This is a genomic window from Streptomyces sp. SM10, assembly GCF_002910915.1.
Classification (GTDB): Bacteria; Actinomycetota; Actinomycetes; order Streptomycetales; family Streptomycetaceae; genus Streptomyces.
The window spans coordinates 16,778-39,902 of sequence record NZ_NEUF01000166.1; the positions used below are offsets into that span (position 1 = coordinate 16,778).

21 protein-coding genes are annotated in these 23,125 nt (G+C 69.5%); 2 read left to right on the forward strand and 19 right to left on the reverse strand.

Annotation, left to right across the window (positions count from 1 at the left end; all coding sequences use genetic code 11):
* Window positions 1-13 precede the first annotated feature (13 nt).
* From B9S57_RS27205 to B9S57_RS27275, 15 genes are all read right to left on the reverse strand, one after another.
* On the reverse strand, window positions 14-1,054 hold the full coding sequence (locus B9S57_RS27205) for an ABC transporter substrate-binding protein (RefSeq protein WP_103759844.1): 1,041 nt from the start codon (window positions 1,052-1,054) through the stop codon (window positions 14-16).
* Between the two features lie 8 nt (window positions 1,055-1,062).
* Entirely contained in the window at window positions 1,063-5,460 is a 4,398-nt protein-coding gene (locus B9S57_RS27210; RefSeq protein ID WP_103759845.1) for a non-ribosomal peptide synthetase, read from the reverse strand.
* Window positions 5,447-5,716 carry a phosphopantetheine-binding protein gene (locus B9S57_RS27215; protein WP_103759846.1) on the reverse strand — a complete coding sequence of 90 codons (270 nt, stop codon included), beginning with the start codon at window positions 5,714-5,716 and terminating at the stop codon, window positions 5,447-5,449. Before B9S57_RS27215 ends, B9S57_RS27210 begins: the two co-directional genes overlap by 14 nt.
* A gap of 47 nt (window positions 5,717-5,763) precedes the next feature.
* Window positions 5,764-7,356 (reverse strand): long-chain-fatty-acid--CoA ligase, encoded by a 1,593-nt coding sequence (locus B9S57_RS27220; RefSeq protein WP_103759847.1) that lies wholly within the window; start codon window positions 7,354-7,356, stop codon window positions 5,764-5,766.
* A gap of 45 nt (window positions 7,357-7,401) precedes the next feature.
* Entirely contained in the window at window positions 7,402-7,935 is a 534-nt protein-coding gene (locus B9S57_RS27225; RefSeq protein ID WP_103759848.1) for an FcoT family thioesterase, read from the reverse strand.
* Complete coding sequence (locus B9S57_RS27230; protein WP_176724017.1) at window positions 7,932-8,822, reverse strand: TauD/TfdA family dioxygenase; 891 nt, start codon at window positions 8,820-8,822, stop codon at window positions 7,932-7,934. The genes B9S57_RS27225 and B9S57_RS27230 overlap by 4 nt, the downstream gene beginning before the upstream one ends.
* A gap of 49 nt (window positions 8,823-8,871) precedes the next feature.
* Window positions 8,872-9,108: an acyl carrier protein gene (locus tag B9S57_RS27235; RefSeq protein ID WP_103759849.1), complete on the reverse strand. Its 237-nt coding sequence runs from the start codon at window positions 9,106-9,108 to the stop codon at window positions 8,872-8,874.
* Entirely contained in the window at window positions 9,105-10,166 is a 1,062-nt protein-coding gene (locus B9S57_RS27240) for a beta-ketoacyl-ACP synthase III (RefSeq protein ID WP_103759850.1), read from the reverse strand. Before B9S57_RS27240 ends, B9S57_RS27235 begins: the two co-directional genes overlap by 4 nt.
* A gap of 41 nt (window positions 10,167-10,207) precedes the next feature.
* Window positions 10,208-11,611, reverse strand: a complete 1,404-nt coding sequence (locus B9S57_RS27245) for an MFS transporter (protein WP_103759851.1) — start codon at window positions 11,609-11,611, stop codon at window positions 10,208-10,210.
* Window positions 11,612-11,773: 162 nt separating this feature from the next.
* Window positions 11,774-12,523 (reverse strand): aspartyl/asparaginyl beta-hydroxylase domain-containing protein, encoded by a 750-nt coding sequence (locus tag B9S57_RS27250; protein ID WP_103759852.1) that lies wholly within the window; start codon window positions 12,521-12,523, stop codon window positions 11,774-11,776.
* Window positions 12,524-12,704: 181 nt separating this feature from the next.
* Window positions 12,705-13,352: a DJ-1/PfpI family protein gene (locus B9S57_RS27255; RefSeq protein WP_103759853.1), complete on the reverse strand. Its 648-nt coding sequence runs from the start codon at window positions 13,350-13,352 to the stop codon at window positions 12,705-12,707.
* 292 nt (window positions 13,353-13,644) lie between these two features.
* On the reverse strand, window positions 13,645-14,169 hold the full coding sequence (locus B9S57_RS27260) for a copper chaperone PCu(A)C (protein WP_103759854.1): 525 nt from the start codon (window positions 14,167-14,169) through the stop codon (window positions 13,645-13,647).
* A 76-nt stretch (window positions 14,170-14,245) separates the two neighbouring features.
* Window positions 14,246-16,537: a cation-translocating P-type ATPase gene (locus B9S57_RS27265; RefSeq protein ID WP_103759855.1), complete on the reverse strand. Its 2,292-nt coding sequence runs from the start codon at window positions 16,535-16,537 to the stop codon at window positions 14,246-14,248.
* On the reverse strand, window positions 16,537-16,872 hold the full coding sequence (locus B9S57_RS27270) for a hypothetical protein (RefSeq protein WP_202446248.1): 336 nt from the start codon (window positions 16,870-16,872) through the stop codon (window positions 16,537-16,539). The genes B9S57_RS27265 and B9S57_RS27270 overlap by 1 nt, the downstream gene beginning before the upstream one ends.
* Window positions 16,873-16,986: 114 nt before the next feature.
* Window positions 16,987-17,196 carry a hypothetical protein gene (locus tag B9S57_RS27275; protein ID WP_103759856.1) on the reverse strand — a complete coding sequence of 70 codons (210 nt, stop codon included), beginning with the start codon at window positions 17,194-17,196 and terminating at the stop codon, window positions 16,987-16,989.
* 303 nt (window positions 17,197-17,499) lie between these two features.
* Here B9S57_RS27275 and B9S57_RS27280 point away from each other — a divergent pair, with 303 nt between their 5' ends.
* Window positions 17,500-18,279: a hypothetical protein gene (locus B9S57_RS27280; protein WP_103759857.1), complete on the forward strand. Its 780-nt coding sequence runs from the start codon at window positions 17,500-17,502 to the stop codon at window positions 18,277-18,279.
* A 138-nt stretch (window positions 18,280-18,417) separates the two neighbouring features.
* Window positions 18,418-19,005: a sigma-70 family RNA polymerase sigma factor gene (locus B9S57_RS27285; RefSeq protein ID WP_103759858.1), complete on the forward strand. Its 588-nt coding sequence runs from the start codon at window positions 18,418-18,420 to the stop codon at window positions 19,003-19,005.
* Between the two features lie 110 nt (window positions 19,006-19,115).
* On the opposite strand, the gene B9S57_RS27290 is transcribed toward B9S57_RS27285, so the two are convergent.
* The 4 genes from B9S57_RS27290 to B9S57_RS27305 all read right to left on the reverse strand — a co-directional run bounded on the left by B9S57_RS27290 (window position 19,116) and on the right by B9S57_RS27305 (window position 23,047).
* Complete coding sequence (locus B9S57_RS27290; protein ID WP_103759859.1) at window positions 19,116-20,561, reverse strand: PepSY domain-containing protein; 1,446 nt, start codon at window positions 20,559-20,561, stop codon at window positions 19,116-19,118.
* 133 nt (window positions 20,562-20,694) lie between these two features.
* Window positions 20,695-21,219, reverse strand: a complete 525-nt coding sequence (locus tag B9S57_RS27295) for a hypothetical protein (RefSeq protein WP_258036646.1) — start codon at window positions 21,217-21,219, stop codon at window positions 20,695-20,697.
* A 419-nt stretch (window positions 21,220-21,638) separates the two neighbouring features.
* Window positions 21,639-22,646 carry an IS3 family transposase gene (locus tag B9S57_RS27300; RefSeq protein ID WP_103517196.1) on the reverse strand — a complete coding sequence of 336 codons (1,008 nt, stop codon included), beginning with the start codon at window positions 22,644-22,646 and terminating at the stop codon, window positions 21,639-21,641.
* Window positions 22,647-22,663: 17 nt separating this feature from the next.
* Window positions 22,664-23,047, reverse strand: coding sequence for a transposase (locus B9S57_RS27305; RefSeq protein WP_103517197.1), 384 nt, complete (start codon window positions 23,045-23,047; stop codon window positions 22,664-22,666).
* Between the last annotated feature and the right edge of the window lie 78 nt (window positions 23,048-23,125).

Genomic DNA, 23,125 nt, shown 5'->3' on the forward strand with positions numbered 1-23,125 from the left:
AGCCGAAGTCCGGTCAGAGCGCGTCGGGGTGGAGCGTCTTGGCGATCTTCTCCACGGCCACGTCGTTGCTGGGGCCGAGGTAGATCGAGTCGGACAGCACCACGTACGCCTCGTTCTTCGCGGCCGTCCACTGGGGGAACTCCTTGAGCAGTTTCTTGGCGTAGGCCCCCGGATCGGGGTCGTTGTAACTGATGACGACGAGGGCGTCCACGTCGGCGGCGGCGACCTTCTCCTTGCTGAGGTCGGCGAAGGAGCCCTTGGCGGCATTCTCGAAGGCGTTGGTGCCCCCGGCGTTTGCGAGGATGTCGTTGTAGATGCCCTTGGCGACGACGGAACTGAAGTCGTTGCCGCCCATGGTCATGTTGGAGAAGAGGACCATGACCTTGGGCTTCTTCTCGCCCTTGACCTTTTCCGCGATCTCAGCGGTGCGCTTGTCGGACTCGGCGATCAGCTTCTCGGCTCGGTCGCTGACGCCAAAGACCTTGCCCATGTCGCGCAGCAGGGTCCGGCTGTCCTCCATCGTCATCTTCGAGGTGTCCTGGTCGCAGCCCTGCGGGGAGATGTAGCTGTTGGCGCCGACCTGCTTGAGCTGGTCGCGGGTGGCGAAGCCGTTCTTGGCGTCGAAACCGTAGGCGGTGGTGGACAGGACGAGGTCGGGGCGCTGGGCGAGCATCGCCTCGCGGGGGATGTCGAAGGCGTCGTTGAGCTTGATGTCCCCCTTCGGCAAGGACTTGATCGCGTCGGCTCGGCCCGGGACCTCGGACATGCCGTAGGTCTGCTGGTTGACGGCGATGCGGTCCTTGAGTCCGAGGGCCAGCAGCGTGGAGACCTCGGCGACCGAGGCGCCGTTCATGACGACCACCCGGCTGGGGGCCTTGGTGAAGGTCTGCTTCACCCCGCAGTTCTCCAGTGTCACCGGGAAGCCGCCGGCCGGGGACGAGGCGGCGGGCTTCTCGGCCGCCGCGGTCTTCCCGTCCGACGAGTCCCCGCATCCGGCGGTCGCGAAGCCGACGACGGCTATCACTACGAGAGCGGCGATCCGCTTGGTGGACATGTGTGCTCCTAGTTCGAGGCCGGCTCACAGCCGGGGTTCGTATCAAGAGTCGGACGGGGCTCGGAGCCAGTTCCCGGCTTTTGCGAGCCGGGTGCAGTGGGGGCCGGGAGGTCACCCTGGGCCACGCAGTGGTCCAGTTGCCGGAAGAAGGCCGCCCGGTCGATCACCGGGTGAGTGGGCGGGACGGGGCTTCCGGCCGCAAGGAGGCTTGCGCGCACGTGGTCGGCCTGAACGGTCGCCAGGGCGAGGTCTCCGTCCGTTCCGATCGGGGCATCGGGCAGGGAGTCGAAGAACGCCAGAACCGCTGCGGCGTCTTCGTCGTCCTGAGATATCCGCTCCCGCCAGGTGTCCAGGGCCAGGGCCTCGACCGTGTATCCGTACTCGCGCAGCCAGCGGTGCAGATCCTCCTGGCGCACCGGGGCCCCCGCGTGGTGGTGCACCACCGCCGCCGGGTGCCGCGTGCCGGGGCCGGTCACCACGATCTCGGCGGCGACCCGGTCGGCCGGGGTCCAGGACTCCTCCGTGAAGAGGTCGGGCACAAGGCCCGCAGGCACTCCGGCGCGCAGGACGGTCCACAGGAAGTCCTGGCGGTTGACCCTGCCTGTACCGATCGGTCCGACGACGCGGCCGAGCCGGTGGATGGTGACGGGCAGACCACGCTCAGCCGCCTGTTCCAGGAGGTGTTCGGAGGCCCACTTGGTCTGCTGGTAGCCGTAGCTCAGCCCTTCGTGGGCAGGGAGGAACGACTCCGTGAACTCCGCGCTCAGGGAGCGGGGCGGGCCGACGGAGAGGGTGGAGACGTAGTGGAGCGGGATGCGTCGCGGAGCGGCCAGCCGCAGCAGATCGTGGGTGGAGTCTGTGTTGGCCGGGCGAAGCGCGGTGTAGTCACGGACGACGCTGACCGCCGCGCCGTTGTGGACGATGGCGTCGACAGTGGCCCTGAGTTCGTCCCATTGCTCGTCGCCCAGGCCCAGCAAGGGCCGGTCGAGGTCGGCCGGAAAAGCAGTCACGCGGTGGTGCTGGTCCGGTGGCAGCGGCAGGTCGGCCGCAGCCAGTGCGGAGTGGACGCGTTCCAGGGCTGTGTCGGGGCTCGCGGCCCGTACGGCGCAGACCACCTCGACATCGGTGCGGCGCAACAGTTCGGTAAGCAGGTGGGTTCCGACGAAGCCTGTGGCTCCGGTGAGCAGGACCCTCCGGGGCGGCCAGGCAACCGTGTCGGCTCCCGGTTGGATAGCGGGGGTGAGGATCGTGTCGGCAGCCAGGGTGGAGACCAGTACAGACCTGGTCGTCAGGTTGTCCGGGCCGGAGCCGAACTCGGCTGCGAGGAACGCGGCGAGAGCGGCGGAAGTAGCGTGCTGGAAGAGCCAGGCCACCTTTACCTCCCTGCCCAGCTCGGCCGCCAGGCGGTTTGCTGCCTGGATGGCCTGGAGGGACTGGGCCCCGCGGTCGAAGACGTCGTCGTGCTCGGTGAGGTCTCCGGCCGCCAGCACCTCACGCCAGACGTCGGTCACGGCCTTCGTGAGCGTGCGGTCCTGGAAGGTTCCGGCAGTGACCCCCGGCGACGGGAGCTGGGCGAGCAGGGCGGCGCGGTCCGTCTTGCCGGACGCCGTACGGGGCAGGCGGTCCAGGAAGCCGAGCGAGGTGGGGATCATCGCCGCGGGCAGCCGGGTCTTGAGGTAGTTGCGTACCGCGGAGAGCGGGGGCTGGTCCTGGGCGGCGACCAGGTGGGCGGTGAGCCTGCGGGTGCCGTCGGGCAGTACCTGGCCCACCACCGCGGCGTCCTTGATGCCGGGGTGGGAGAGCAGGGCGCTCTCCACCTCGGCCGGCTGGACCCGGTGGCCGCTGATCTTGAACTCGTCGTCAACGCGGCCGAGGTAGCGCAGGAGACCGTCCGTCCCGACCTCCACGCGGTCACCGGTGCGGTAGGCGCGCGGAGCGTCGGCCAGCCCTTCCAGCCGGACGAACCGCTCGGCGGTCTCCTCGGGCAGGTTGCGGTAGCCGTGGGCGAGCGCGGGGCCCAGCAGATACAGCTCTCCGTCGCGGACGGCGACCCGGCTGCCGGGCAGGGGGCGGCCTACGGGAGTGTCGTCAGGGGCGAGGGCGGGGTCGTTCAGGTCGGCGGCGGTGGCCACCACCGTTCCCTCGGTCGGGCCGTAGGTGTTGACCAGGCGGACGTCCGTGCCGACGGCCTTGCGCCAGCGGGCCGTTCGCTCGGGCAGGGCCGCCTCGCCGCCGATGATCACGGTGTGCACCGTGCTCGGCAGATCTCCCGCCCCGATGGACAAGGCGTAGGCCAGCTCGTGCCAGTACGCGGTCGGCAGGTCGAGCACATTGACGGCCAGACGCTCGCATACGGAGAGGAAGTGCGGGACCGAGTCCGTCATGTCCGGCTCACGGATCACCAGGGTGGCGCCGGAGCACAGGGTCAGGAAGATCTCCTCGACGCTGGTGTCGAAGTGGAGGGGGGCGAACTGAAGTACGCGGTCGTCGCGTTGCGGCCCGTAGCGGAGGCCCGCCGCCGCGACGAAGTGAGTCAGCGCGCCGTGCCCGACCTCGACACCCTTGGGCTCCCCCGTGGAACCGGAGGTGTGGAGCACGTAGGCGAGGTCGTCGGGCCCCGAGGTGGAGAGCGGGGGCTGGTGGGGCTCGGTGCCCGGCGGCGCGTCGATCAGCATGATCTCGCGGTTCGGGAAGAGGTGGGCGTACCGCTGCTCGGTGACGACGAGGGCCGGCGCGGCGGAGGTAAGCAGGGCGGCAGTGCGATCCGTCGGGGCGCCGGGGTCGAGGGGGCAGTAGACGGCCCTCGCGGACATGATGCCGAGCAGGACGGTGACGGCGTCGATGCCCCGGGGCAGGGCCACGGCCACCAGTTCACCGCTACTCACCCCGCGTCCGGCGATCCGCCGGGCAATGTGGAGGGCCTCTCCGAAGAGGTCGGCGTACGAGATACTCCGGTCGCCCTCCTCGACGGCCACCGCGCCGCCGCGGCGGGTCGCATGATCGGCGATGAGCGAGAGTACGGGGCGCGGCGGCGCGGGGAGCGGGTCCCCTTCAACGACGTGGATCGGCGCCATGCAGCGTGCGCTTCGTACGGGGCGCAGAGCGGTGAACGGCCGGTCGGGGTCGGCAACCGATTCCGTCAGGAGGCTGAACAGGGCGCTGCGGTGATCCGCGACCTCGGCGGCGGTGTAGAGGTCGGGGTTGGCGTCCACGGCGAAGCGCAGGGCGGTGCCTTCGGAGCGGTCGTACACGTTGAACGCGAGGTCGTCGACGGGGCCGGCCGACACGTTGTGGACGGTGCTGCGGTGTCCGGCGAAGCGCAGGTCGTAGGCGAAGGGCATGATGTTGACGCCGGGTCCGGAGAGGCGCCGTCCGCCGCCCACCAGTCGCAGGTCGCGGCGGATCTGTTCGTAGCGGTAGCGCTGGTGCGGGAGGGCGGCGCGCACCTCTTGGGAGACTGCGGCCGTCAGGGTGCGCAGGCTGTCGTCCGGGCCCACGGTCACCCGCAGCGGCAGCACGTTGCGGACCATGGCGGGCACGCGCAGGGAAACCGAGCCGAAGCGGCCCATCGCCGGGACGCTCAGCACGATCTCGGGTGCCCCGGTGGCGCGGTGGAGGTGGGCGGCGGTGACCGCGAGCAGGATCTCCGACCAGGACACTTTCAGGGCACGGGCGGTGGTCCGGAGCGCCGCCGTGGTGCCGGCGTCGAGATCCGCCGCGTCCCGGAGGAAGGAGGCTCCCGGAAGCGCCGAGCGGCCTGCCGGGGTGGCTACCTCCGGCCTGTCGGCGTACCGGCCGTTCCAGTGGTCCCGGTCGCGGGCGTACCGCTCGGACGTACGGTAGGCGGCCTCCTCCTCGCGTACGGAGGCGAGGGTGCCGAAGCCGCTGGGTCCTGGCTCGGTGTCGGTCACGAGGCCGGTGTAGAGGTCGGCGACGCGGCGGGCGACCAGGGAGAGGCCGAAGCCGTCGAGTGCGATGTGATGGACGCGGTGGTACCAGAGGTGCCGGTCGGGCGCCAGGCGGAACAGGGCGTGGCCGAACAGCGGGCCGTGGGTGAGGTCGACGGGGCGGGCGACGTCCTCGTCGATCCAGGCGAGCGCGGCGGCGTGGGGATCGGGCGCTTCTGAGAGGTCGGCGGTGTGGAGGTCCCACCGAGGGACGGCGGTATCGACCTGCCAAGGGTGCCCCTCCTCGTCGGTCATGAAGACGCAGTGCAGGGCCTCGGTCTCCTCGACCACCCGGCTCAGGGCGGCCCCGAAGAGGTCCACGTCGACCGGGCCCTCGATCACCACGTACTCGGCCGTGTTGTAGGCGGGACTGGAGGTGTCGAGATGGTGCCCGGTCCAGATGCCCTCCTGGGCACCGAGCAGTGGGTGGCGGCGCAGGTCGTTCTCAGACGTCGCCATGGTGTCCTGCTTCCTGTCGTGCCCGCTGTCGCTCGTCCAGCAGGTGCCACCAGCGCTGAAAGGAGGGCAGTTCGGCCAGGTCGATGAAGGAGACGTCGATGCCGTACTCCTGCCAGCGCTCGACGAGCGTGACGACGCGCAGGGAGTCGAGTCCCGCGCCGACGGGGTTGTCGTCGAGGTCGACCTCTTCGGGCTCCTGGTAGAGCAGTTCGGCGAGATCGGCGCGGAACTGCTGGGGGGAGAGGGCAGCGGGCATGGTGATCCCTTCTCTATGGGAGGGGTGGCTTTCCCGGTGGGTGGAGGTCAGTTGACCTTGCGGTCGGAGCCGTCCCAGAACCGGTTCCGCAGTTCGCGGCGGAGGATCTTGCCGCTGGGGTTACGCGGGACGTGGTCGATGAACTCGTACTTCGCGGGCAGCTTGAACGCGGCCAGCCGGGGGGTCAGGAAGGTGTGCAGGTCGCGGGCGCGGACGGGCTCGCCGCCCAGGTCGGCGGGGACGACGAAGGCGTGGACGTACTCGCCCCACCGCTCGTCGGGCGCTCCGACGACCACGGCCTCGGCGACGCCGGGGTGGTGCTCCAGGACGTTCTCGATCTCCGCCGGGTAGACGTTCTCCCCGGCCACGAGGATGGCGTCCTTGATCCGGTCGCGGATGAAGACGTATCCGTCCTCGTCGACGAAGCCGGCGTCCCCGGTGCGTATCCAGCCGCCGACGAGCGTCTCAGCGGTCTTGTCGGGGAGGTTCCAGTACTCCAGCATGCGCGCCGGTGTGGCCAGGCAGACCTCGCCGACGGCCCCGGGCGGCAGTACCGTGCCGTGGTCGTCGATCACCTGGACCCGCACGCCCGGGTAGGGGCGGCCCGCCGCCTGCATAAGGGGCGATCCGGGTTCGTGGACGGCAGGCGGCAGGCAGACGGCTGTGTTGCCGGTCTCCGTGAGCCCGTAGATCTGGGCGAACTCGCAGCGGAACACGGCCATGCTCTGCTCCAGCAGAGTCTCGGAGATCGGAGACCCGCCGTAGACGATCTTGCGCAAGGTGGCGAAATCGGCCGGGGTGACGCCGGGCCGGGTCAGCATCATGCGCAGCATGGCCGGGACCACGCAGGCGGTGGTGATCCCGAGCCGGTGGATCAGCTCGACCGCCCCGGCCGCGTCGAAGGCGGGCATCGCCACGACGGTGGTCCCGGCGTTGAAGTTCTGCGTCGCCCACCAGAGGCCGCCGATGTGGAAGCCGGGAATACCGATCAGCGCGATGTCTCCTGCCCGCCAGTCGATCCAGTCGACGTCTGCTTCGGCCATGGCGTCCGCGATGGCGAAGAAGCTCCGGTGGGCCAGGACGACGCCCTTGGGCAGCCCGGTGGTACCGCTGGTGTAGAGCTGAGCTACCGGGGTGTCGCGGGTGGCCGCGTACGCCTCGGCGGCTCCGGTGCCGGCAGCTTTCCAGGCGGCGTAGCCTTCGGCCGCGTCAAGGACGACGATGTGTTCGGGCGGTGTGGCGGGCATACCGTCGACGACGGGCCGGAACTCCTCCTCGACGAGGAGGAGCCGGGTGCCGGAGTCGTGGAGGATGTGGCTGACCTCGGGTGACGTCAGACGCCAGTTGACCGGGACAAGGACGGTTCCGGTCTTGGCGCAGGCGAAGAGGACCTCGTAGTAGCGCTCGGACTCCTTGCCGAGGTAGGCGACCCGGTCACCGGCAGTGAGACCTGCCGCTCGCAACGCCTGCGCGGTGCGGTCGCTCTCACTGTGCAGTGCGGCGTAGGTGAGGGTGGTGTCGCCGCAGATGACCGCCGGGGTGTCAGGCTGGTGTTCGGCGTGGAAGCGTGCGGTGTCGATGAGTGTGGTGAGTCTGTGATGCAGCCGGGCGCCCGGTCGTGGGCTGTCAGGGGATTCCATGTGTGGTGTCCGTCCGGTGCCGGCCCGCGCTGGCGGGCGGGTAGGTCAGGTGATGTTGACGAAGGCGAGGGTGGCTTCGCCGTCGCACCGTCCGTCCTGGGCGTCGCCGTAGCGGTAGGCGGTGGTGGCCATGAGAAGTGGCTTGCCGCCGGGCGAACGCCGTTCGACGGAGCGGAACTCCATCTCGCCGTAAAAGTCCCGCGGAGCGACGGGTCGTTGGAACCGGGAGGCGAAGCGGGCGATGAGGATGTCCGGCAGCTGATGACGCCAGAAGTCCTCCAGCGTCCAGCTTTCGAAGCCGCTCAGAAGCCTTTCCTTCACCGACTTGGCGACGAGGTAATACATCATCTGGTTGTAGGCGATGTTCACCTCGACCGCGTTCAGGTGGCCGGTGTCGTCGATGTAGCAGGACTCCGGGATCGCGAACGTCGCACGCACCCGGGAGAGTCCGTCGGGCAGGGCGGACACCTCTGCGGTGAGCAGGTAGCGGCAGTGGTGTTTGTACGGGGTGAGCACCCGGGGCAGCAGTTCCTGGTCGGTGGCGAAGGTGCGCGTCGGGGCGGTGTCGGTGGCGGTCATGCCGCCTCCAGTCCGGCGTGCAGCTTGCGCTCGTCGTGGACGGTGACGCGGAAGGAGACCGTCGGCTCGGGCGTGGTGGTGTGCCGGGCGCAGTGGATGAGGCTGCGGTTGTCCCAGACCAGGAGGTCACCCTGCTCGAAGCTTTGGAGGTGGATGTTCTCGTGCTCGAAGTCGCGGTCGAGCTGTCCGGTCGCCTCGAAGAGCCGCTGGAGAAGTTCCTCGTCGAGCGGCATTCCGTCCTCGTCCTCGATGCCGACGGTGAAGCCCTCGCTGAGGTAGAGCACCTTCTCACCGGTCATGGGGTGGGTGAAGACGGTGGGCTGGCGGACGGCGGGCGTCTTCTCCTCGACCTCCTGGATGATCTCCGAGAGCGGCCGGTAGACGTCGTGGGGTCGGACCTTGAAGTACTTGCGTACGGAGTGCAGGCAGCGTGCGCCCTCGATCTCGCCCTTGAGGTCATCGGGCAGCCTCTCGTAGGCCGCGCCCATGTCGATGAAGTACGTGCCGCGGTTCTTGGCCGGTATGACCTGCGGATAGATCAGGGTGATGCCGAACGGGTCGGGCATGAACTGGTAGTCGGCGTGCCAGAACTTGCCGGTCTTGGGGACGCCGACCTGCTTGCCGTTCTCGGGGACGTTGGAGGAGACGAACACCTCGGAGACCTCGGGGTGCTGGTACATCGGCTCGTAGTACGTCTCCGGGCGGCCGAGCCGCCGGCCCAGCTCCAGGAACGCCTGTGGGGTGAGGCGCTGCCCTTTGAGGACAGCGATCTTGCGGCGGTAGACGGTCTCCTTGAGTGCCGCGATGTCGTTCTCCGAGGCCGACGTGTGGTCGAAGTCCTCGACGGATGCGCCGATGGCGGTTCCGGTGTGGTCGGTGATGCGCACGCTGGTGCTCCTTCTGATGCGGTGGCGGATGTGTTGGGCCGTGATCGCGTCAGGCGGCCAGGCGGGCGTCGATCAGCTCTGCGGTCGCGCCGAGCGTGAGGTCCGGGACGAGTTCGCTGTCCTCGACAGTGACGCCGAGGTGCCGTTCGATGTGGATGCTGATCTCGACCATCGTCAGCGAGTCGACGTCGAGGTCGGCGTACGTCGCCTCGGGCCGGAAGTGGTCGGCAGGGGCGTCGTGCAGAGCGGTGAGGATGGACACCAGCTGCTCGTAGGTGGCGGTCACGGGGCGGATTCCTGTTCGTGGTGGGCAGGTGCGGCGGCCGGGGGCAGTTCCGGCCAGGTGAGGAGGCAGGAGCCCCAGGTGAGGCCGCCTCCGAAGGCGGTGAGCAGGACCTGGTGGCCCGGTCGCAGGAGCCGGTTCGCGTGGTCGTCGGTGAGAGCGAGCGGGATGGATGCCGCTCCGGTGTTCCCCGCCCTCTCCACGTGGGTGGCGCAGCGGTCTGCGGGCAGGCCCAGGTCGGTGGCGACGGTGCGCAGGATGCGGAGGTTGGCCTGGTGGGGCACGAACCGGTCGACGTCGTCCACGGTCAGGCCGGAGCGGTCCAGTACGGTGCGGGCCGAGTCCGTCATCCGGGTCAGTGCGTGGCGGTAAACCTCCTTGCCGCGCATCGCGAAGTGCCGCTCGGTGTGTGAGGTGCGGGAGGGGTCGGCGGGGAGGCGGGAGCCGCCGGCCGCGGCGGTGATCATGTCCTCGTGGTCGCCGTCGCTGCCAAGGTCGAAGGAGCCCAGTGCGCCGGGTTCGTCTGCGTGCCCGGCGCGCAGGACGACGGCCCCCGCCCCGTCCCCGAAGACGACGGCGTTCTGCCGGTCGGCCGGGTCCACGATGCGGGAGTACACGTCCGCACCGATCACCAGGATGCGGTCCGCCACACCGGAGGTGATCAGCCCCGCTCCGGCGGCCAGGGCGTAGACGAACCCGGTGCACACCGCGCCGATGTCGAAGGCCGCCGCCCCGGACAGCCCGAGCCGTGCGGCGACCAGCGGAGCCGTGGCGGGACAGGACCGGTCGGGGGTGGTGGTGGCCACCACGACGGCATCGGCCCTGGCTGTACCGGAGTTCGCCAGGGCTCGGCGGCCCGCTGCGACGGCCAGGTCGGACGTGGCCTCGTGCGGGGCGGCGAGGTGCCGGGAACGGATGCCGGTCCGGGTCCGTATCCAGGCGTCGTCGGTGTCGAGCCGGGCCGCCAACTCGTCGTTGCCCACCCTGTGCCGGGGCAGGTGTCCTCCGACGCCGCACAGCACGGCGACGTGGTCGGGTCGCCCGGCGGAAGTCGCGGACATGGTTCTCCTGGTGGGTAGCGTGGTCGCAGGCGTGAGGGCGTTCACGGGGAGGTCGCCCTCCGGGTCGCGAGGGCGACGAGCGCGCCGAGTGCCAGGGCCCCGGACATCGCGAGCAGGGCGGTCCGTATGCCGTCAAGCAGCGCCGGGGCGGAGGACTGCTGCCCGATGCCGGAGGCGGCGGCGACGAGCAGGGCGAGGCCCACGGCGCCGCCGATCTGAAGGGAGGTGGACGCGATCCCGGAGGCAATGCCCTGGTCGCCCGGAGCCACGCCCGAGGCGGCGGCGATCCACAGGGCAGTCCAGGCTGAGCCCTGTCCCAGACTGATGAGGACGATTCCCGGCAACAGCGACAGGTAGGAGCCCTCCACTGCGACGGCGGGCACCAGGGCAAGTGCGCCGACGGCACCGGCCGTCAGCCCCCCGATCAGCAGCCGCCGCGTCCCGAAACGGGCGACGGCGGGCGGCCCCGCCTGGGTGCCCGCAGCGACGACGACGGCCGGGAGCAGGAAGCAGAGCCCTGTGACGAATGCGTCGTAACCCCGCACGGCTTGGAAGTACAGGGTGAGGAAGTACGGCAGCGAACTGAACGTCGCGCTGAACAGAGCCGCCACCGCCGTGGCCAGGACCAACCCTCTGTGTCGGAAGAGGCGGACGGGGACCAGCGGATCCGGAGCTCGGCGCTCGATGGCGGCGAAGAGCACCAGGAAGACGATCCCTACCGCTGCCGCAGCGAGGGAGGCGAGGCGTATCCAACCCCAGGCGGGCGCGTACACCAACACGAAGACCACCAAGGTGAGCCCGCCGGTGGCGGCCAGCGCCCCGGCCGCATCGAAACGACGCGTACGGTCCCGGGGCGCGTCGGCCGGGAAAAGCAGCCACCCCAGGACGGCCAGGGCCAGGGCCATGGGGACGTTGACCAGGAACACCGAAGGCCAGCCGTACCCGTGGACCAGGACACCGCCGAGCAGCGAGCCGAAACACAGGCCACCCGCACCGGCAGCGCCCCAGATCGCGAGCGCCCGGTTGCGCACCGGTCCTTCGGCGTACGTGGTGTTGATGAGCGAAAGTGTGGCGGGGAACAGCAGGGAGCCGCCTATCCCCTGGGCCGCGCGGACTGCGAGCAGCACACCGGGCGACTGGGCGAGACCGCCGATCAGGGAGGAGACCGCGTAGATCGCCGTGGCGAGGACGAACATCCGGCGGCGGCCCAGGAGATCAGCCGCGCGACCGCCGAGCAGCAGGAAGCCACCAGTGGTGACGACGTACGCGCTGACCACCCATTGGAGGTCGTGGTCGGAGAAACCGAGGCTGAGGCCGATCTCCGGCAGCGCTACGTAGACGATGCTGTAGTCGAGGGAGATGACGAGCTGGGCGAGCGCCAGGACGACCACGGGGAGGCCGAGGCGCTGGCGCCCGGCCGTCGACTCGGCTGCGGTCGCGGACATGATCGTCCCTTTCTGGGTATGGGCCTGGCGTCCAGGCCGAGCAGGAGCGGTCGGTGCGTGCGTGCGGGCATGCCGGAGGTCACCCTGTCGTCGGACACGGGGCGCGGGAGCGTGTCCTGTCGCACGCCGGTGGGCGGACGATGCGGGACGCCACGCGAGATCTCATATGTCGGCGAGCAGCTTCCGTACCTCCGTCACCAGGACAGTCAGCGCCCGGCGTTCGGGCACGGTCGTCTCGGGGTGCCAGAGGTCGGCCAGGAGACAGGTCCGGGGGCGCTCACCGCGGTTCTCGGCGTGGTGCTCGAAGGAGTAGTCGAAGAGCAGACAACGGCCCTCCTCCCAGGTACGCGTCTCACCGGCGACTGTGATGTCGCAGTCGTCCGGGATGTCGACGGCGAAGTGGAGGTTGATGCTGAAGTTCCACAGATCGCTGTGCGGAGCAATACGGGACCCCGGGAGCAACGTGGAGAAGTGGCTCTCCAGAAGCGGACAGATGAGTCCGTCGGCGACGGCGACATCTCTGATCACGCCGAAGGCAGTGGGTGCCAACTCGACCGTCTCTGTTATGAGTTGACCGTCCTGGTAGATGTAGAGGGACTGCCAGTCGTCTTGGCGGGTCAGGTAGTGCTCGTAGTCCGAGAAGGCCGTACGGCGTGTCTGCCAGGCGCGCTCGTGCTCGGAGCGGATCGCGCCGTGCGCGTTCTCCAAGGCGTCGACCAGCGAGGCGATGGCCGGATCGCTTCGCGGATCGTGCCAGGGCTGCTGTGAAATTCCTGGCAGGATCCATTTGGCGCCCGCCTGAAAGGGATGTCTCGGCATTCCTCCCGGGGCCATCATCTCCTCCACCCGGGCCAGCGAGTCGGGGCCGAATTCCTCACGTATCGCGGCGAACTGCTCGTACGTCGGCTGCATCGCGCATTCCTTCCCTGCCCGTGCCGCGAAGGTCTCGACCTTGCGTCGCGACCTTCGCAGCAGCGACCTCATCGAGGGTTGGTGGCCGCTTCGTGTTAATAGTCGAATGGCGGTCCGGTCGAGTTCCCGCCGTAACCGAGAAATCAATCGGAATCGCACCCCCACGGGGAAGTGGCCAGGCTCAGTCACTTTCATGCGACGTATCGGGGCCGAAGACGGTGAAGAGGGTGTCGACGACCTCGTCCGAGGCCGTCTCCCTGCTTCCCGCGTTGTAGGGCGGCTGCGGCGCGTATTCGATGAGAAGCTGCACGGCCTGCGCCACGTCGTCGCCCGAGATCCGGCCGGCCAGCGTCAGGGCCATGTCGATACCGGCCGAGACGCCGGCACCGGTCGCGTACTTGCCGTCGATGACCACGCGCTCCGGCGTGGGCGTCACCCCGAACTCGGTGAGCTGGTCCAACGCTCCCCAGTGGGTCGTCGCCCGGCGGCCGGACAGGACTCCGGAGGCGGCCAGCACCAGCGATCCCGTGCAGACCGATGTCATCCAGGTCGCGGAACGGTCGACCGTTCGCAACCAGTCGTGCAGAGCGCCGTCAGTCATCTGGTCCGCCTGCCCGGGGCCTCCGCCGACCAGGACTACATCTGGAGCGGGCACCTCGTCCAAGTGCTTTACGACATTGATCGACAGGCTGCCCAGGTCGTTGGTCACGAGGCCGGGATTCTCGGCCACGAAGACGGCCTGGGCCCCCGGCAGGCGTCCCAAGACTTCGTAGGGGCCTATGACGTCCAGTGCGGTGTATCCGGGATAGAGCACGATCGCTACCTGCACGTAAATCTCCTCGGTGAATCGGTCATAGCGCACGCACGAAGAAGGCGGAAATCTCGCACGAGTGGAAGAAGCCGATGTGGTTCTCCGCCCAGTCCGTGAACGCCCCGCCACCCGGGAGCCGAAGATTCCGAGAGTGCTCCGCGCAGCCGGAAATTCGCTGCCGTCGCCGAAGAAAGCAGCTAACGGACCGCCCCATAAGTCGGATGGAAACGATGCCGAGTTCCCACCCTCGGCGAAGTTCACCGGTGGGATGGCGAAGTCCTGGGGGGGAGGTGAGACACCTGCCTCGGCTTCAGGGTGTGGAGCCAAGGGTGACCGGTCGGACCAAGGCTTGCACGGTGACCGTCCCGGACCGTTGAAAGTCGAGAGTGAACGTGACCCGGCTCCCGGGACGCCACGAGGGATCGGAGCGGAGGGTCACCGCCGAGCCTTGGGGGGACATTTCCACCTCCCCTTTCGCCGGAATCTCCACGCTCCCGGACCGCTCGCGGTAGGCCCCGTTCGCCGCGTTCATACGGTGCGTGGTCAGCTTCGGGTCCGATGCCGCCGAGGACGACACCGAGCGGAGCCGGTCCGGCGCGCCGCCGGTGTTGACGATGTGGAAGTAAGCGTTGGTGTCCCGCCCAGGCATCACCGGCAGCAGCACGCGGGCCTCCCGCACCTCGATGTTCGCGGGGCTGCCCGCGTAGCCGGCGGTTGTCCAGGCGGAAAGGCCGCCGACAGCGGCAAGGGAGGCGACGACCACTGCCGTGCCCGTCGCGGCCGCCTGGCGGGCACGGCGAAGGCGGCCGGACCTCGGCGGACGGAGGTTCTTCATGAACGCGCGCTCCCTTACGGAGAGGAAGGGGATATGAGGTTCGCCGAGACGAACCCTGCGAGGCTGGGTGGGTAGGTCACGCCAGGCTCCTGGGGGCGGTACGGCCACGGCGCTGCCGGGCCGGGGACGGCCGCCAGGTGCGCAGACGCAGGCTGTTGGCCACGACGAGGACGGAGCTGAGCGACATCGCGGCGGCGGCGACCATGGGATTCAGCAGCCCGACCATGGCCAGCGGCATCGTCACGGCGTTGTAGCCGAAGGCCCACGCCAGGTTGGTGCGGATGGTGCCCAGCGTGTGCCGGGCCAGCCGGACGGCGTCTGCGAGCGCCTCGATGTCGCTGCGTACGAGCGTGACGTCGGCGGCGCCGATCGCCACGTCGGTTCCGGTGCCCATGGCGATGCCCAGGTCCGCGCCGGCGAGTGCGGCGGCGTCGTTGACGCCGTCCCCGACGACGGCGACCCGCCGGCCTTCGGCACGCAGTCTGCGTACCAGTTCAGCCTTGTCCTGCGGTGTGCAGCGGGCGTGGACCTCCGCGATGCCGAGGTCCTCCGCGACCGCCCGTGCGACGGCGGCCCGGTCGCCGGTGGCCAGCACGGGGCGGACCCCGAGCCTGCGCAACCGGTCGACGGCGCGGTAGCTGCCGGGCCGCACGAGGTCGGCCACCTCCATGATCGCGACGGGAGCACCGTCCACCCGTACCAGTACCGCCGTACGGGCCGCTTCGTCCGCTCGTTCGCGGGCCGCCGACAGAGCGGCGGGCAGCTCCGTTCCGTCAGGTGCAACCACCTCCACGGCCCGCCCGTCCACGTGTCCGCGCACACCGTGCCCGGCGGTGGCACGGAATGCGGACACGGCAGGCAGCGGCTCGTCTCCGCCCGCACGGCGCGCCTGGGCTGTGATCGCTCGGCCCAGCGGGTGCTCCGAGCCTTCCTCGACCGCACCTGCGAGCCGGACGACCTCGTCCGCGTCCGGTCCGTCAGGTGTCGCGGTGATCCGCCCGACGCTCATGTGCCCGGAGGTCAGGGTGCCGGTCTTGTCGAGCACCACCGTGTCGACGTGCTTGAGCCCCTCCAGTGCCTGCGGCCCGCTCACCAGGACGCCCAGCCGCGCTCCGCGCCCGGTGGCGGCCATCAGCGCCGTAGGTGTCGCGAGGCCCAGGGCGCACGGGCAGGCCACGACGAGAACCGCCACAGCGGCGGTGATCGCGGCCTCAGGGTCGGCGCCGGCGCCGAGCCAGAATCCGAGCGTCGTGGCCGCGAGGGCTAGGACGACCGGGACGAAGACGCCCGCGATCGTGTCAGCCAGGCGCTGGGCCCGTGCCTTGCCCGCCTGGGCGTCCGTCACGAGCCTGGTGATGCGGGCGAGCTGCGTGTCCGCTCCTACTGCGGTCCCGCGCACCAGCAACAGGCCGCCCACGTTGACCGATCCTCCGGTCACGGAGCTTCCCGGGCCGACCTCGATGGGCTCGGACTCGCCGGTGACCAGGGACAGGTCGACGGCGGAGCTTCCCTCGGAAACCTCCCCGTCGGTGGCCACCCGTTCACCGGGACGGACCACGAACACCTCACCGACTCGCAGCCGTTCGATCGGCAGGCGTACGTCCGCGCCGCTACGGCGTACCGTGACCTCCTTCGCGGCGAGCTGGGCGAGCGACCGCAACGCCGCCCCGGTCCCGCGCCTCGCCCGGCCTTCCAGGAACCGACCCAGCAGGACGAACAGCGGTACACCCACGGCCGCTTCGAGATAGACGTGCGCCACTCCGTCGGAGGCGGAGGGCACCAGGCTGAACGGCATCCGCATGCCGGGCATGCCCGCTCCCCCGAGGAACAGCGCGTACGCCGACCAGAGGAACGACGCGAGCACGCCGAGCGACACCAGCGTGTCCATGGTGGCGGCGGCGTGGCGCAGTCCGCTCAGGGCACGGTGGTGGAAGGGCCAGGCTCCCCAGGCGGCGACCGGAGCGGCGAGCACGAAACACAGCCACTGCCAGTTGTCGAACTGCAAGGGCGGTGCCATCGACAGGACGAGGACGGGCAGCGAAAGCGCCGCGGTGAAGGTCAGCCGCTCGCGCTCCCGCCGGACGACGTCCTCGGCCGTGTCCTCCGCCCGCCGCTGTGGTTGCCCCTCGACCGGGGGAACCACCACGTGGGCCGTGTATCCCGCGGCCTCGACGGCGGACGTCAGCTCGTCGACGGTCACTGCGGCTGGATGGCTCACGCGGGCCCGGCCGGTGGCGAGATTCACCTCCGCCGTGACCCCGTCCAGCTTGCCCAGCTTGCGCTCGACCCGTCGCGCACAGGCCGCGCAGGTCATACCGCCGACGTTGATATCCGTCATCGCCGCCGTGGGCGTCGCCTCAGCCGCCATCAGTGACCGCCCCCATGCTCCATGGGCATGTCCCCGTCGTCGGCGGGCGTGCCGCCGGTCGCTCCCGGACCGTGCATGCCCGGCGCGACGGGCCCCACCGCATTCCCCACCGCGTAGGCGCCCGCGAACAGGACCCCGAGCAGAAGCAGGAACACCCACAGCGCCGGTGGCGGGACGCCCCGGCCAGAATTCGCTTCGGGTCCGGGACCTGCCGTCTGCTCCACGGAGTGCTCCTCGCAGTTCTGGATGCGAGCCGTGCTGCGACGGCTCGTGACGGTCCAGAAGTCGAAGGCGCTCCGCCCGGAGTTCCCCGCCGCACGAGTGAGCAGCGTCACAGCACCCGTCCGAGTGAGGTGAGGAGTGGCAGGAGGGCGGAGGGACGTCCACGGTGCTGACCGAAAGACCTGGTCAGTGGTCAGGTCTCGGGGTTTCCAGGACCCGCGTGACCGTCAAGCGGTGACAGCTGCGTCGAGGTGACCGGCTTTGGCCTCCTCGACCAGGGACCCGAACTGGTCCGCACTCATCTCCACGCGCTGCCCGAAGTCGTCGGTGATCACGATCCGGCGTTCGACCGGAGCGCTTTCGTCCACGAACAACTGCGGGCACCCGCAGTTGCAGTTCCCGCAGAAGGTCGCCAGGGGCTCGGGGGATCCGGTCATCGCTCTCTCCTCCATTCGTGGCCTCCGGCTAAAGCCGGAGACGAATACGGAGGTAATGCCCCCGGCCGCCGGGCCGCAAGCTCGGCCGTCGTCCTGTGTGGAAGCACAGTGACCCGCCCGCGCGCACCCGATGCTCCCGGAACTCCTGAGGTGGCGGGAACCAGAAGGCACCCCTGTACGACCCCTTTCACGTGTAGACCGTTCTTGGATGGCCATGCCGTCGAAGCGCACTGCGTCGTCCGCAACAGGCCGCACGGGACCCGGCAGGGAGCCGCTGCGGGAACAATGCCAGGATTGGGTGCCATGTCGGTGGGATGGCGGTTTCGCGCCGCACGGTCCGCGTTCTTCGCGGTCGTGTGCGTGGCTCTCGCTGCCTGCGGCCACGTCCTCATGTCGGACGATGCACTGCCCTGGTGGTTTCTGGTCCTGTGCGTAGGAGGAGTCGGCACACTGGCCTGGCTCGTCACTGGACGGGAACGGGGCCAGGTAACTGTCGTCGCTCTCACCGCCGCGGTACAGGCAGCACTCCACGGCGTGTTCACGTTCGTCCAGACCGCGCCGCAGGCGGCCATGGGAGCCGGAGGTGATTCCGGGCTCGCCGAGAGATGGGCGGACGCCTTGCTCTGCGGCCCGCACAGCGACACGGCCGCAGCGGCGCGCGCCTACGACGTCGCGGCGCGGGCCGGTCTCACCGACAGCATGCCGCTGCCCCGACTCGAAGGCGGTTCCTCCGCCATAGCGGCGCTCGGGCACACCGCCGCTCACGGTGCCCACGCGACCCCGCCCATGCACGACATGGGAGCGATGACCGGCAACGCTTCCTGGGGCATGCTCGCGGCGCACGTGGTGGCGGCGCTGCTGTGCGGCGTGTGGCTTGCCCGCGGTGAGCGGGCCGCCTTCCAGATTCTGCGAGCCCTGGCAGACCGCTTCCACCTTCCCCTCGCACTTCTCAGCGCCCTCCGGCCCCACTCGCCCGCTCCCCCCGCGTCCGCGGTCGACCGCTCCGTCACGCTTCCACGCCCGCGACTGCTCGTCCACACGCTCGTCACCCGGGGGCCTCCGGGGGAGATCGCTGTCCACTGACAGCTGGATCACGTCGGCCGCATCACCGCCGACGTGCGTCCGTGCAGGTGATGCACGGACGCGATCTCCCAATTTCCGGATTGGCGCATGCCCGTGGGCCGCGCCCTGTCCGGACACCCGGAAGGAACCGCAGTTCCCATGCTTCCTGCCCAAAGACAACCCGCGGTGACGGAGGACGAAGTCACCGCCTGGGCTCTCGGCGCCGCGGCCGGCGACGCCGATGCCTTCGAGCACGTCTTCCGTGCCCTCCACAACGACGTACGTCGATATGTCACCGCTCTGGCCGACGACTTTCAGATGGCCGACGACCTGGTGCAGGAGACCTTCCTGCGCGCGGTGAGCACCGTCCATCTCTTCCAAGGACGGGGCTCGGCTCGCGCCTGGATACTGACCATCGCCCGCCGAACTGTCGTCGACAGCCTGCGGCGTGCCGCTTCCCGGCCCCGTCTGACTGACACGTCCGACTGGCAGCACGTAGCGGAGTGCAGCCAACCGCGTGACCTGCCCGGCTTCGACGAGGGCATCGCTCTCATGGCCCTCGTCGACTCGCTCCCGGATGCCCGCCGCGAGGCGTTCGTACTGACCCAGGTCCTGTACATGCCGTACGACGACGCGGCTCGAGCCGTCGCGTGCCCGGTGGGAACCATCAGATCCCGGGTCTCGCGAGCCCGTACGTCACTGTGCGCCATGCTCGACGACAAGGCGGAGCCTGCTCTGGCCTGCTGACCGAGCCCGGTCTTGCCGGGTCTACGACCGCTCGGGGCGCGGACCGCGCACCGAGCGGTCGTTCATCGGCTGGACCCGCAACACATCCCGTACGCCTTCCCCTCCAGCCGCTACCTCGCTCGGCCCCGCCGCACGAGACCGGTGACCGAGTCACCGACGAGGAAGGCGAGCAGCGTGATGCCCAGCAGCGGAAGAGCCCAACCCAGTAGGACCGTGAGAGGTATGCCCAGAACGAGCACCGGCAGCGGGATGCGTCGCCAGGCGCTCCGCTCGGGTGCCCTTCCGAGGCGCGCTGCACTGCCTTGGCGTGTGGGGCGGCGCTGCCACCACATCCGGTATCCCCAGAGGGTCACCGCGATCAGGCTCAGAGCGATCAGTGCCAGAAGGATCTGGTTGACGACGCCGAACAGCACGCCCATGTGCCCCTGCACGCCCAGCTTGCTGAGCTTGGCCAGCAGTGGGTAGTCCGCCCAGCGGCTATGCGAGGTGACCTTGGCGTTGGTGGTGTCCACGGCGACCTGGTCGTAGTGCACCGGCCACACGTTGTCGCCTTGAGCAACGACCCAGGCGCTTGCCGCGTCCGTGGGGGGCGTCACAGTGACAGTTCCTCCCAGCCCGGCCTGGCGCGCGACGGCGAGAGCCGTATCGAAGTCGGCAGGATCCGTACGGGCGCCGTGTCCTGCCACGTCGTGACCGGCGTGCTCCGCGTGCTCCCCTCCCCCTTCTCCTTCCGGTTGCGCGCCCGGCAGCACGGGATCCAGCGCCGGCGCGTGGCCCTTCACCGCGTCCATCAACGTCCCGAACCGCTCACCGGCATGATGCGACCATGTCAATCCGGTGGCGCTGAGGAAGAGCAGCCCGAGAGAGATCCACACGCCTGTCGCCCCGTGCAGGCTGCGGGTCCGACGCACACCACGGGCTCCCCTTTCAGGGAGCAGCACCCCGCGCGCGGACTTCTTGCGGCGGCCCCGGCTGCGGCCGAGCCACAGCACGAGTCCGACCGTGACGATGATCCCGAGCCAGCTGGCGGCTACCTCGGAGTACAGACGGCCGACTTCGCCGAGGTGCAGATTGCGGTGCAGGTCATCGAGCCAGGTGGTCAGCGGTGTCGAACCGAACCAGGTGGTCAGCTCGCCCTGCACTTCGGCGGTGTACGGGTCGACGTAGACGGTGCGCTGCTTCTCCCCCAGTTCCGGGACGGTGAGTACGACGCGGGTGGTGTCCTCCGGCTGCGCCGGGGTGATCACGGAGGCCAGCACGCCCTCCGGCTGGGCCGCGCGGGCAGCGGCTATCTGTTCGGCCAGCGGGCGTGGCTCGTCCCCCACGTGCTCGACGCGCAGTTGATCGCCGTAGACGAGGTGGTCGAGCTGCGGAGTGACGGTGTAGGCGAGTCCGGTCAGGGCGGCTACAACGAGGAACGGAGCGACGAACACTCCGGCGTAGAAGTGGAGCCGGACGAGCAGAGCGCGCACGCCCGCCCAGGAGCGTCCGGCTGCCGGTGCCTCGAGTTCCTCGGGTCTTTGTCCCGGTGGTCGTTCTTCAGTGGTTGACGCCATCAGTTGCTCCAGAGGGGATGTACGCGCGCCCGGTGGCCACGCGTACGGCGAAGTCGGGTAGGTGACGAGAGCGATGCGGCTTCGGGCACCAAGCCGGTCGCTGTGGCTGGTGCCGTGATCACCGCGTGGGTGGTCAGGCGACCGTCACCCCGGGAGGACCTCGAAGTGGGCGAGCTCGCGCGAGCAGCACGCCGCGCCGCGCCGGGAGCACCGCCGTAAGGGACGACAGCGTGGGACCATCCGGCGTATGCGGCTGAGCAGGTGGCGAGATCCACTGCAGTACGGGCCGGATCAGGACGGCCAGTCGCCGTAAAAACCGTTCCCCGTGGACGACGCAGAGAGCTGATCCCATCGTTGCGAGCGCGTGCGCAGTCGTCATTCCCGGGGTCGTCCCATGCGCGGCGGACGCCTCCCGACCCGCGCTCATGTCCATGCGCCCGCCAGGCATGCCGACAGCCACAGCCTGGTGGCCGACCGGTCCTTCGGCCACGATGTGCCCGGTGCCAAGGGACGTGGAAAGGAGATGAAGCGCCAGATGAAGAGCGAACTGTGTGACGCCCAACACCAGGACGGTCACGTCGAAGCGGTGGCGCCGGCTGTCGAAGAAGACGATGCCCAACGCGGTGAGGAAGGTGTAAGCGAGCGCCAGCGTGTCCACGTCAGGCAGTTGACCTCCTGCCACGACGTGGCTCGTGACGCCCAACAGCATGCTGGCGGAAGCCCACAGGAGTCCGCTCCGGATTCGCCCCAGCCGGCCTCCCGGCCTACGCACCGGCATGACCATTCCAGCATGCGCCCGCTGAGGAGAAGTCGGCGGAAGAAGTGCCGGGTTGACCTGCTCGAACCGGCACGGCTACCGGCTGGTCGAAGCGCCCTTGCCTCGTTGCCCGCACGAGGGACCCTGTCCCTCAGCCGACCGGTGCGTATGAGCGCCTGCCACGGCGGTAAGCGATCTCCCCCCAGAGGATGTCGGCGGCGAGGAACACTGCCAGCGGTATACCGAGGAGCGGCACGAAGTACCCGACGACCGCGACACCCGCCACGGAATATTTCAAGTCCAGTGAGACGGTTGTGGCGCTATGAGGTTTGTGGTGCGGGTTCACGTCGCTTGGCCGGGTCGTTGATCCAGGCGGTCTGGGGTATTGCGGGTGGTCGGGGGCGGCGGCCGAAGCGTTCGGGGTGACGGGCGTAGGCCCCGGTGAGGGTGACGGCCCGCTGGTCGCGGACCTCCTCGGCGGTCCCGAAGTGCACGCTGGCCGGCGTGTGCCAGCCGATGCCCGAGTGCCGGTGCTCGTGGTTGTAGTACGCGATGAAGGCGTCGAACCACTCGCGGGCGTGGGTCAACGAATCGAACCGTTCGGGATAGTCCGACATGTACTTCGTGGTCTTGAACTGGGCCTCGCTGTAGGGGTTGTCGTTGGAGACCTTCGGCCGGGAGTGCGAGCGTGTCACCCCCAGATCGATCAGCATCTGGGAGACCTTCTTGGAGGTCATCGAGGTGCCGCGGTCCGCGTGCACGGTGTCGGGCACGATCCCGTTGCGGGCGATGGTCTCGCGGATCAGCTCCTCGGCCCGTTCGGCTGATTCGGCCCGTTCAACGGTGTGGCCGACGATGTAGCGGCTGAAGATGTCGATGATGACGTAGGCGTGATACCAAACGCCCTTGGCCGGTCCGGCCGCCTTGGTGATGTCCCAGGTGAACACCTGCGACGGGGCGGTGGCCACCAGCTCGGGCACCGCCCTGGCGGGGTGGGTGGCCTGCCGCCGGCGTTCGCCGGACTGGCCCTGCTCGCGCAGGATCCGATACATCGTCGAGACCGAGCAGTGGTAGCGCCCGGCGTCCAGCTCGCGGGCCCAGATCTGGGCGGGCGCCAGTTCGGCGTACTCGTCGCTGTTCATCAACTCCAGTACCGCAGAGCGCTCTTCGGCCGTCAGCGCCGAGGGTTGCACTTGCGGTTTCCTGGGTTTCCGCTGCGGCGGGGGCCGCAGCCTGCGGTAGTGAGTGGCCCGCGACCGGCCGGTCAGCCGGCAGGCGGCGGTAATGCCCAGCTGGTTCTCGACACCCGTGAACGCGGTGTCCACCACCGGGTCGACGACGTGTCTCAGTCCGCGCTCTCGGAGATCATTTCCAAGAGCGCAGAAGCTTTTCCCATCACCTCGAGCGCGGCCTTATTCCGGGCCAGGTCCTTCTCGAGCCGTGCCACCTGCTGCCGCAGCTTCTCGTTCTCCACCTCCGCGGCGGACTTCTTCGCGCGGGCCGGGCTGGTCCGGCGGTCGACCAGGTTTTCCAGGGCCCCTGCATCCCGGGCGGCCCGCCACTCCTTGACATGCGAGTGGTAAAGCCGTTCCCGGCGCAGGACCGCACCCTTCTCGTTCCTGGGCGCCGCGTCGTACTCGGCGACGATCCGCAGCTTGTACTCCGAGGTGAAACTGCGGCGCTTCGGCCTCGGCGCCGGGTCGGACCCGGCCGTTTCGGTGCTGGTCATAAGGGGCGATTCTCCTGTCGTGCCTTCTCAGGCTAACCCGACAGAGCGGGATGTCTCACCCAAGGCTGGCAGAGAGGG